Raw genomic sequence first — 10,397 nt, forward strand, 5'->3', positions numbered from 1 at the left:
CGCCCTTGGGTGGTGGGTTACGGGGCGGGCTGTCGCAACACTGGCTACGAGGTTGAAGATGAGGGCAAGCCCGCCCCTAATATCAAGTCTGGTTGAATACCCATCAATTTTGGGGCCCGGGCGCGGGAAGTGTGGGGAGATGGGGAGATGGGAACCTCCCAGGAGGGGAATATGGGGAGATGGGGGAAATTTTTATTAAGGGTAATTATCCTGACATGATATAACACACCCTACGCACCCTACGCAACTAAGCCCATGCTATGGTTGCCAGCTATCAGCCATTCATGATGCTGGCAACAGAACGAACCGAACAAAAGGGCATCATGGCGACATCACCTACAAAAAAAAGCTTAAGCTGAATGCTGAATGCTTACCAATAAACGGTGACCTAGAAAAACTACTGATTTTAGCCTCTATCTATTTGTTATAACTTTATACTAACTTCACATAACTAGGATTGGAGTTCGACGTAAACTGGAAAATTTTGAGAGTTTATCCCTATTCCTAGGCTTTATTTATAGGGTTTATAAATGAGATGTAAACCTAGGAGGTCTTTAGTGGACAATAAAACGCTGGAGCTGTTTCCCCTATTGCGTTTTGCCTTTTCTATTTTGTATATTACCTAAGGTAGTATGTTCACAACTAAAATAAAAACGCTATCTGATGTTAATGTGGCTTAATTGATAATCAAAAAATTCAATAAAAATTCATATTTCATACTTAAAAATGCTAACTGAATTTATTTAAATTTAATTTATTTAATTACTGATTATTGTCCGGATTTACGTTTTGGTTATTTTTGGCATATAAGCCGTAAAAAAACCAAAGACAAACCAAAAGTATACACATATTAAACTTGACTTTAAACATATATAATTCATGATTAATTTAAGTCTAAAAACTATCTAAGATTTATTGTTTTTCACATAAATATCCTAGGAGATTCAGTGGTTTTTAATAGTTATAGAATGGGGTTATAGCTACGATTCATGGCAACTGGCAATAAGCCATTAAACATGAACCATCAACAATCAGGAACTTCCCTGAGCGCCAAATCATTTACCGTAACTAGGCTTTGTCAAGCAGTAAGAGTTAACTAAAAGCAATGTCTAACACATTTTCCTCAGCTGATTCACTTCTGGATCATCACCATTGGGACACTAATACTATCACCTACAGCTTCTATAACAATGCCAATAGTGGTTCTTATTACGGACCTGAAACGGGGGTTTCAGAGATATCAGAAAAAACCAAAGACAATATCAGAAGCATCCTCGAAACTCTGGAAAGATACATTGCTGTTGATTTCCATGAGGTAGCAGATACAGCAACAGACTATGGTCTATTGCGCTACATGGTATCTGATGGTCCGGGCTATGCCTATACCTATTTGCCTGAGGGATTTAATACCAATGTTGGCAATTGGTCGGATGTGGCCGGGGATGTGCATTTGAACCAAGCTTACGACACCACAGGTAATAACGGATTTGCTGACGATCCAGGGAATCATGGCTACATGACCGTGATTCACGAGATAGGACATAGTCTGGGGTTAAAACATCCGAATCCATACGAGGATAATGATCACGGTCCATTTTTGCCCTTTAACGAGGACAATACCACCAACACAGTAATGTCGTATAACTTTGCTGGGAAATCAGCGATTACCCCAATGATTTACGACATTCAAGCATTACAGTCTATCTATGGAGCTAGGGAGTATAACCACGGGGATACTACTTACTCCTTTGACAGCGTTAATTACTACACAGATGGTAGTGAGTATTATGGTAAAACCAAACCGATCGAAGAGATTAAGCAAACCCTCTGGGATAGTGGTGGTGTAAATACCTTAGACTTTTCAAACCTGACTTTTGTGGAGAAAGGTTACCACTTTGATATGAATGAGGGGGGTATTCTGACCACCCAAGAAGCTTACAATGATAGCTCTTATAAAGCTAGGAGCGATGACAGCGGAAGAGAATACGTTACGTCTGAATTTGGGACTGCGATCGCATTCGGTACAGTTTTTGAAAATCTGATCAACTCCAACAGTAACGATTACATCATTGCCAATAGTGCGGCCAATATCTTTAGCGGTTATGAACTTGAAATTTCCACGGGTGATGATCTTATTAAAGGTTGGAACTATCTAGATACTTTAGATCTTTCCAATTATGCTTTCTCTAGTGTGACCCAAACCCAAAGCGGTGATGACCTGATTCTTGGTCTAGGCTCGGATAGTTCGATTACCCTCAAAGACTACCATACAGTCTCTGAAAGCGATCTCCTTAAGATTATCTTCGAGGAGGAGAGTCAAGCACCTGTATGGGAAGAGATTATTATTCCGGACACAATAACAAATATTAGCGACGTTCAGTATGTTCAAGAGGAGCCTCAAACTACCAACACTGCTCCGACGAATATCACCCTTGATGGCAACAGTGTCAAAGAATTCAGTAAAAATGGGACTACCATTGCTAAGCTGACTACTAAGGATGTTGATTGGGGAGATAGCCATACTTATAAATTATTAGATGATGCTCAAGGTCGCTTTAAAATTGATGGCAATCGACTAAAAGTCAAAAATGGCCACCTCATAGACTTTGATGACAACTCTAGTCACTCGATCAAAATCCGCACCACCGACTCCGGAGGTAAAAGCTACGAGGAAATTTTCACCATTGAGGTCCTTAACCAGAATTTTGCTCCGACAGATATCAGCCTTGATGGCAGGAGTGTCAAAGAATTCAGTAAAAATGGCACTACTATTGCTAGGCTGACTACTAAGGATGTTGATTGGGGAGATAGCCATACTTATAAATTATTAGATGATGCTCAAGGTCGCTTTAAAATTGATGGCAATCGACTAAAAGTCAAAAATGGCCACCTCATAGACTTTGATGACAACTCTAGTCACTCGATCAAAATCCGCACCACGGATTCCGGGGGTAAAAGCTACGAGGAAACTTTCAGTATCGAAGTCCTCGAAAACCAGAATAGTGCTCCAACGGATATCACCCTTTCTGGGAACAGTGTCAAGGAATTGAGTGAAAATGGCACGACCATTGCTAGGCTGACTACTAAGGATGTTGATTGGGGAGATAGCCATACTTATAAATTATTAGATGATGCTCAGGGTCGCTTTAAAATTGTTGACGATCAACTAAAAGTCAAAGATGGCACTCTCTTAGACTTTGATGTCAACTCTAGTCACCCGATCAAAATCCGCACCACGGATTCCGGAGGTAAAAGCTACGAGGAAATTTTCACGATTGAAGTCCTTAACCAGAATTGGGAAAGCAAATCGATTAGGGGAGACCGTTACGATAACCGCCTTGAAGGCGGTCATGGTGATGATAGGCTTTGGGGTAATCGCAATAATGACACACTAATTGGTGGCTCGGGTCATGACACTCTTTCAGGAGGTTCTGGGGATGACAGTCTTGTGGGAGGTTTCGGTAACGACTTTCTCAGGGGCACTTGGGGCAATGACACTCTCCATGGTGGCTCGGGTCATGACACTCTCGGAGGTGGTCAGGGAGATGACTCCCTTTCTGGGGGTGTTGGCAATGATAGGATCATGGGAGATGTAGGCAACGATACCCTAGAAGGTAGTTCAGGTGAGGACAATCTAAGCGGAGGTTCGGGTGATGACCTGATCGAGGCTGGGACAGAAGATGATAGTCTCAGAGGAGGTAAGGGAGGTGACACCCTCAAAGGTGGCTCTGGCAATGACTACCTTAGAGGAGACGATGGAAATGACAGCCTTGAGGGTGGCTCTGGTAACGACTCTTTGATCGGGGCTTCGGGTGATGACACCCTTGATGGCGGGAGTGACCATGATACCTTAAAAGGTAGCTCTGGGAATAACTATTTGATCGGAGGTTCGGGTGATGACCTCCTCGACGGTGGCCGGGACCATGATAGTCTTGAGGGTGGCTCTGGCAACGACTATTTGATCGGAGGTTCGGGTGATGACCTCCTCGACGGTGGGCAGCACCATGACTTCCTTAAGGGTGGCTCTGGTAACGACTATTTGATTGGAGGTTCCGGTAATGACACCCTCAATGGAGTTGGAAATGGTTCCCGAGGTAATGGTGAAATTGATGTTCTTGTTGGTGGAGCTTGGTCAGATACTTTTATCCTAGGAGATGATCATCGCGCTTTCTACCAGGGTAAGGGCGACAATGATTATGCAGAGATTTATGACTTAGAATCTAAAGACATCATTCAGCTCTATGGTGTAGCGGATCAATATGATTTGGTTGACGCTGATAATGGGTTACCCGGTAGCACAGCTTTATATTTTAAGAATGATTTGATTGCAGTATTACACGATGTATCTGTGAGTGATGTCAGCAGTAGACTTGAATTTCTTTCCTAATCTGACCAGTTGTAAGATTGGCAAGATGACCGAAGTTAGGGAAGATGGGGAAGCATCTACCGAGAGTCGGACTGATTTTTCTGCCTGTTTGAATAGGATTGCTATACTTTTATCTGCTGGTGTTTACCAGTTCTCAATTACTGACTAACTAGATTTCTCATCCATTAACAAAAACGGTATAATGGCACCCTTTAATTTATAAACTAAAGGGTGCCATTACATTTATTCTTTATTTATTCTGTATAGTCTTCAGGTTCGAGTCTTGGTATTGCCTTCGCTAAAAAGAATTATCATCGATAGAATTATCATGGATTTCGTTACCAGAGGTTTCACGAGTCCCGTGATTGACCTCTTTATGGTTATAGTTACTATCTCCGAGCCTTGGCTGATTAACGTCTGATGAGCGTTGATCAGTCTCAGGAATTTCTAGAGCTTTTCTGTGAGATGATGGTAGGGAATCGATTGACCTAGAAGATTTTGGTGAGGTACCCCTCCAAGTTTTCCAGGCAGCTTTGACACCCTTAACCACATTACGAGTATTCTCTTTGACTTTTTGGGCTTGGTTTTTAGCACTGCTAATACTGTGATCAACCTGTTGAACCACGTGACCAGCACTTTGGACTCCTTGATTAAGATCATCCGTCAAGTCGCTGATTTCTAAGCCTGTGAGCCGAATGGCTTCTAGGGTCGGTGGTAATTCCCGATTTAGGGTATCAGCTAATTTTTCCACACTACGAGCTGCCCGCGCTAACTCTTGTACAGCAGGCAATAACGTTACCAAAACAGCGGTTAAACTAACTGCTACGAGCAGAAAGGACAGCCCGAGCCAAAATAGAGGATCAATCACAAAAAATCCTAGGATGTTGGGAAGCCCCGTCTATGGGGGAGAGGGGTGATGACCGTTGATTTATTATACAGGTTAACCTGTGCTATGATTCAGTAACTGGCAATGGAAAATCGGAGTTTACGACTTTTTTGATCAAGCCCTCGCCTGCAGTAATTAAGCTTAAGTCAACTTAATTCAATAGCAAGCTTGGAGTCTTGAAAAAACACCCTTGAGAAAACACCATTAAGCTCGCCCAAACTTTAACCAATTGTATGCTATCAGTTTTCTTGACATTTGACAACGTATTTGACAACGTTTAGTAATATTATTGGCTAATACTTGCACCATAGGATAAATTTTTCCATTTCCGATATTCGTGAGTCGGCTAACCGACACAAAAACAGGACTTTGCACTTGTAGGGGGATAATTTATGGAGAAGGGGAAGAGGGGGAAGAAGCGGAAGAAGGGCACGTAAGAAAAAACCCATGAGATTGGGTCAATCGGTAACACCAAAAAAAAGCACTAAACCTTCTTACCCCCCGTCCGGGATGCCTAAAGCTAATGTTGATTAGCGGACGAGTTGGACTCTGCGGCAACTGCCGACTCGGACTTTTGAGGCTCTACGCTTTCAGGGACAGAACCTTTTTCAGGGACAGAAGCTTCAAGACCTGCTGCGATCGCTACCTTTAGTCGAGCTAGGGTATCATCCCAGTTACGCAGTGTGGAATCGGAAAGGCGATCTGCCTGTAGTTGCACACTGCTAGAAAGATCTTCGGCTAATTCGGGTAAGGCATCTGCTGATTTTTTCAATAGCTTGCGCGTATCGCGACCAGTACGGGGGGCAATTAGTAACCCTACCACTGTTCCTACGGCACTACCCAATAGCATGCCACCGATAAATGTTCCAGCACTTTTTTTTGACATCTTTTGATTTGTGTTCCTCCAACAATTTTAGATAAATGGGATGGATAAAACTTTTATACTAAATGGTTTTGATTAATTATCCTACAAGTAGCTTGATAATTAATCAGTAGTTAGTAGGCGCTTGAGTGTGGGTTGATCACGGGAGCTACGGTGAGGGTGATCTCAGTTGCCGCTTAGGGTTGGTGACGGCTATGCTGGGAATACTACAACCCGATACTAGTCACTACCTGATATAGCGCTACGCTTAGCGTCAGAAGTCAGAAGTCAGAAGTCAGAAGTCAGAAGTCAGAAGTCAGAAGTCAGAAGTCAGAAGTCAGAAGTCAGAAGTCAGAAGTCAGCGATTACTTACGTTTCGTAGTTTGGGAATGTCAAACATCTGAATGCGTAGTGCTATACTAGTGCGATCGCTTTTGAGGAAGTAAGCTGTTCTTGCTCATCGGTTTATTACTAAAGCGCCACCTAAATCCTCCAAATTTTTGAAGCATACCCAACAGTAGAAAAATTTGCTTGAGTGTGTGTAGCTTAACCTGTAATTGTTGATACTCCTCTCTTAAACCATGAATACCTACTTGCCCAAGAACAATTGCCTTGGGAGCACTATGTAACGTTTTAGAGATACGGCCTTCAACCCTTTCCAACTGATTAGCGATAGATGAAAGCCACTGTCCCAATCGCCAAACTTGGCAAGCAATGTATAGACACAAGAGGGAGAGCATAATGTTGATGACGATTACAAGTATCATAATCAAGATACCAGTGATATAATTGACTTTACAATGATACGATGGCTAAGGTTGGGCAACTGGGAGAGAAGTTAGTCGCTAGGTGGTTACAAAGCCAAGGCTGGATCATCCTAAACCATAGCTGGCGCTGTCGATGGGGAGAGATTGACCTAATTGCCAAAGGAAACCCGGTGGCATTGGCTTTTGTCGAGGTTAAAACTCGCAGTCGAGGGAATTGGGATGCCGATGGTATGCTAGCAATTACACCACAAAAGCAAGCTAAACTCCGGCTTACAGCTGAGTTATTTCTGTCAGAACATCCAGATTTAGCTGATTTACCGTGCCGATTTGATGTTGCTCTTGTCCGTTGCCAGTGCCTGAACCAACCTTTACACTCTACAACCGCAGATCAAGAGATCGAATTTCCGATAGTTGAACTAGCTCAACCGGTATTGGTGGCAGGATATAAGCTGATGCTACAACACTACATGCAGTCAGCTTTTGATTAGCTACTCGGTTTGGGGGTTGGGTTTTGCTGCTAGCTCATTTTTTCTTAATCATCAACATTGCCTTTTGGCTTGCTTTTGCCTGATTTTTTCGGGACTTGCTTCTTGGTATAGTCAGCGCCCTTTATCTCAACAAACCTAGCCTTGAGAGGCTTCCCAGGTGGGAGTGTCACAAACATACGATTTTTTCAGGCAGACAGATTCTCCGGTATTACCTAATCTTAAAGAAGAAACAGATACCCATTATCATAGCTTGGTATAAACTGAATCATATCCATAACTCCTCAAGAGTAGAAACATGGAAAGCCTCACCATTGCTATGGTCGAGTGGATCATAAAACTGTTCCGCGTCTACCTGGTCGCAGGTTTGATTTTTGCGGTTCCTTTCGTCATCTTTGGCGTGCAACGGGTGGATCCCAATGCCCAGGGATGGGCGATCGGCTTTCGCATTATGATCATTCCCGGTGTGACTGCCTTCTGGCCGATGTTTGCCACTCGCCTGTTGAGAGGCAAAACTCTTCCGACTGAACGCAATGCTCACCGTATCTCGGCCAAACGACTGACCTGAAAGGGAAATGCTATGATTCTCGCTCGCCGTAAAACTCACTTTTATTCCTTTGTGGTACTAGCAGTTGTCCTACCAGTGTGCTTCTTGGCAGGGATTTTACTGCGTCCTAGTTACGAACCAGTTGATGTAGCTAGCAATAACTTATTTACACAGGCAGGGTTCGTGACACAAACCCAACCCAGAAAGGCAATTGGCTCAACTAAACTTGATGATGGAACATTTCGGTTTCATGTTGAAACCTTTGTCAATTACCAAGGCAAACTGGTGATGGAACTTAAGTCTCTTTCTTTGCTCCAAGTTCCCGATCCCTTGCTGTATTGGGAAGCTACGAAGGAAGCCCCCACAGAAATTAGCGTCCGCTCAATACTGCTAGGCAATCTGGCCGGGTTATCTCGTAAACAATTTTTGCTTCCTCCCAGTGTGCGAGGCAAAGCGGGACATTTGCTGATATACAGCCAGGGGCAACAAAAGCTGATTACAGCTCTACCATTGCCAGCCAAACTGACTAGACTTTATCGTTATTAGTGCTTAGTAAATAAAAGAAGGTTTACTGATAGTTAATAATAACTAATAACTAATGAATAATGAGCAATAGCAATAGCAATTAACCTTTAGTAAAAAAATGAGTGTTGCCTATAAAGCTGTTCTGTGGAACCGCCAGAAGTTTATTTACGATGCTATCCTTCTGAGCCTAGTTGCCCTTTATATTGTACTTTTCATCAATGTTACCCAGTGGTTCGATAGCAACATCGACATCAGGGGAGTCAGGATTCGCGCCTTTGGCTCAGCTGCTTTCATCCTGTTGCATGTGATCTTATCCATTGGTCCGCTAACTCGCCTGAGTCCAAAATTCTATCCCCTCCTCTACAATCGGCGTCATATGGGGGTTACGATGTTCTTCTTGGCTCTCCAGCACACCCGCCTTGGCCTGCAATGGTACCACGACTTCGGCAATCTCGAACCTCTGGTCAGTCTGTTTGTGAGCAATACTAACTATCTTACCTTTATTCGCTTTCCCTTCCAGGTTTTGGGATTTGTTCCCCTGGTGATCTTGTTCCTAATGGCAGCCACTAGCCACGATTTCTGGCTGGCTAACCTAACGGCTCCGGTTTGGAAAGGTTTACATATGAGCGTTTATCTTGCCTACGGACTACTGACAGGTCATGTCCTGCTCGGAGCACTGCAAACTAACACGCATCCAGTTCTGACCCTTGCTGTTGGTGTTGGACTAGTGTGGATTGTGGGAGTGCATTTGGCAGCAGCGATTCGGGAGTTCGGGCGGGACAATCAGGACCTTGTTACAGGAAACGAAGAATTTGTGGATGCGGGCAGCATCGCAGAAATACCGGAAAAGCGAGCTAAGATAGTCACTCTTGGGGGCGAGCGGGTGGCAATTTTTAAGTATGACGGTAAGATTTCTGCTGTTTCCAACGTCTGTCAGCATCAGAATGGCCCTCTAGGGGAGGGAAAAATTGTGGATGGCTGCATCACCTGTCCATGGCACGGCTACCAGTATCTGCCAGAAAATGGTGCTTCCCCCCCACCGTTTACGGAAAAAATCCCGACGTTTGATATTAAATTAGAGGGCGATCGCATTTTAGTGAAAACTATACCGAACCTTCCTGGTACCAGCGTTAGTCCTGCTGTAATCGCCATGGAGGAAAAGACGTGAGTACCAACAGCCAAGGTCAAAACACCGATGAATTTTATATCGGTTATGGTAAGGTGCCTACCGCTATCAAACGGTTTCTGTTAATATTGATTCCCGTCCTAGCCCTGGTGATTCTGATTCTAGGGGCTGTCTTCCCCTTAATTCATGACCAGTTTAATTCTGGAAAGGTCAATAAGGCTCAAGAGTTTGAAGGGTTGCTGTTAGGACAACCTGTTCCTCACTTGCTGGTACCCCGTCCAGGGGATACCTCCTCCCAAGCCTCCTACTCTCGCTACTTGCTCACGGGTCCGGGAAAAACCTCACCCAAGTCCAGCGTCTTGGATCAAGTGGGAAAGTGGGTCAAGCTAACCGGTAGTCCAGTTTATCGCAACAACCTTACGGTGATAGCAGCTCGCTCTGCAGAGGCAATTGACGCTCCTTCGGGAGCAGTGAAACCGGATGCGGGTAAATCTCTGGGTGAGTTCTCCCTCTTAGGAGAGATTGTAGACAGTAAATGCTACCCGGGGGTGATGAAACCAGGACAAACTAAAACCCATCGCTCCTGTGCTATTCGCTGCATCAGTGGTGGTGTTCCTCCGGTGTTCTTCGTGTACAATCAGCAGGGGGATAATCTTTATCTGCTCCTAGTAGATCGGCAAAACCAGGCGGTTAACTCTCGGATTTTGGATAAGGTAGCTGACCCTATCCGCATCACTGGGGAAGTAGTTCAATATGGGGATATGTTTGTTCTCAAAGCTGACCCAGAAAGTTATGAACTGGTGACTCAGTAAAGCTGGGGATGATGGGCAATC

At 44.1% G+C, this 10,397-nt stretch carries 10 protein-coding genes; 7 read left to right on the forward strand and 3 right to left on the reverse strand.

All coding sequences use genetic code 11. The features are described 5' to 3' along the window. Positions 1-1,105: 1,105 nt before the first annotated feature. A complete protein-coding gene (locus F6K38_RS28580; RefSeq protein WP_287358447.1) occupies positions 1,106-4,387 on the forward strand; it encodes a reprolysin-like metallopeptidase in 3,282 nt (1,093 codons plus the stop codon). Next, positions 4,356-4,535 carry a hypothetical protein gene (locus F6K38_RS28585; protein ID WP_008177782.1) on the forward strand — a complete coding sequence of 60 codons (180 nt, stop codon included), beginning with the start codon at positions 4,356-4,358 and terminating at the stop codon, positions 4,533-4,535. Before F6K38_RS28580 ends, F6K38_RS28585 begins: the two co-directional genes overlap by 32 nt. A gap of 129 nt (positions 4,536-4,664) precedes the next feature. On the opposite strand, the gene F6K38_RS28590 is transcribed toward F6K38_RS28585, so the two are convergent. From F6K38_RS28590 to F6K38_RS28600, 3 genes are all read right to left on the reverse strand, one after another. Beyond that, positions 4,665-5,234: a DUF948 domain-containing protein gene (locus F6K38_RS28590; protein WP_008177780.1), complete on the reverse strand. Its 570-nt coding sequence runs from the start codon at positions 5,232-5,234 to the stop codon at positions 4,665-4,667. Between the two features lie 538 nt (positions 5,235-5,772). Beyond that, positions 5,773-6,138, reverse strand: a complete 366-nt coding sequence (locus F6K38_RS28595; protein ID WP_008177778.1) for a YtxH domain-containing protein — start codon at positions 6,136-6,138, stop codon at positions 5,773-5,775. A 395-nt stretch (positions 6,139-6,533) separates the two neighbouring features. After that, complete coding sequence (locus F6K38_RS28600; RefSeq protein ID WP_008177776.1) at positions 6,534-6,881, reverse strand: hypothetical protein; 348 nt, start codon at positions 6,879-6,881, stop codon at positions 6,534-6,536. 41 nt (positions 6,882-6,922) lie between these two features. Here F6K38_RS28600 and F6K38_RS28605 point away from each other — a divergent pair, with 41 nt between their 5' ends. The 5 genes from F6K38_RS28605 (at position 6,923) to F6K38_RS28625 (ending at position 10,376) form a co-directional block, all read left to right on the forward strand. Beyond that, positions 6,923-7,369 (forward strand): YraN family protein, encoded by a 447-nt coding sequence (locus F6K38_RS28605; protein ID WP_008177774.1) that lies wholly within the window; start codon positions 6,923-6,925, stop codon positions 7,367-7,369. Between the two features lie 295 nt (positions 7,370-7,664). Next, the gene (locus tag F6K38_RS28610) at positions 7,665-7,934 is read left to right on the forward strand and encodes a hypothetical protein (protein ID WP_008177770.1); all 270 of its coding nucleotides are present in this window, start codon (positions 7,665-7,667) and stop codon (positions 7,932-7,934) included. Between the two features lie 12 nt (positions 7,935-7,946). Then, a complete protein-coding gene (locus tag F6K38_RS28615) occupies positions 7,947-8,459 on the forward strand; it encodes a hypothetical protein (RefSeq protein WP_287358449.1) in 513 nt (170 codons plus the stop codon). Between the two features lie 97 nt (positions 8,460-8,556). Beyond that, complete coding sequence (locus F6K38_RS28620) at positions 8,557-9,606, forward strand: Rieske 2Fe-2S domain-containing protein (RefSeq protein WP_287358452.1); 1,050 nt, start codon at positions 8,557-8,559, stop codon at positions 9,604-9,606. Then, complete coding sequence (locus F6K38_RS28625; RefSeq protein WP_008177763.1) at positions 9,603-10,376, forward strand: hypothetical protein; 774 nt, start codon at positions 9,603-9,605, stop codon at positions 10,374-10,376. Before F6K38_RS28620 ends, F6K38_RS28625 begins: the two co-directional genes overlap by 4 nt. The last annotated feature ends 21 nt before the right edge of the window (positions 10,377-10,397 follow it).

Source organism: Moorena sp. SIO3B2 (genome assembly GCF_010692525.1).
Lineage (GTDB): Bacteria > Cyanobacteriota > Cyanobacteriia > Cyanobacteriales > Coleofasciculaceae > Moorena > Moorena producens.

What these genes read in the sequence shown, in the direction of transcription:
- F6K38_RS28580 (WP_287358447.1), top strand. Translation starts at nt 1,106, where the DNA reads ATGTCTAACACATTTTCCTCAGCTGATTCACTTCTGGATCATCACCAT.
- F6K38_RS28585 (WP_008177782.1), top strand. Translation starts at nt 4,356, where the DNA reads ATGTCAGCAGTAGACTTGAATTTCTTTCCTAATCTGACCAGTTGTAAG.
- F6K38_RS28595 (WP_008177778.1), bottom strand. Translation starts at nt 6,138, where the DNA reads ATGTCAAAAAAAAGTGCTGGAACATTTATCGGTGGCATGCTATTGGGT.
- F6K38_RS28600 (WP_008177776.1), bottom strand. Translation starts at nt 6,881, where the DNA reads ATGATACTTGTAATCGTCATCAACATTATGCTCTCCCTCTTGTGTCTA.
- F6K38_RS28605 (WP_008177774.1), top strand. Translation starts at nt 6,923, where the DNA reads ATGGCTAAGGTTGGGCAACTGGGAGAGAAGTTAGTCGCTAGGTGGTTA.
- F6K38_RS28610 (WP_008177770.1), top strand. Translation starts at nt 7,665, where the DNA reads ATGGAAAGCCTCACCATTGCTATGGTCGAGTGGATCATAAAACTGTTC.
- F6K38_RS28615 (WP_287358449.1), top strand. Translation starts at nt 7,947, where the DNA reads ATGATTCTCGCTCGCCGTAAAACTCACTTTTATTCCTTTGTGGTACTA.
- F6K38_RS28620 (WP_287358452.1), top strand. Translation starts at nt 8,557, where the DNA reads ATGAGTGTTGCCTATAAAGCTGTTCTGTGGAACCGCCAGAAGTTTATT.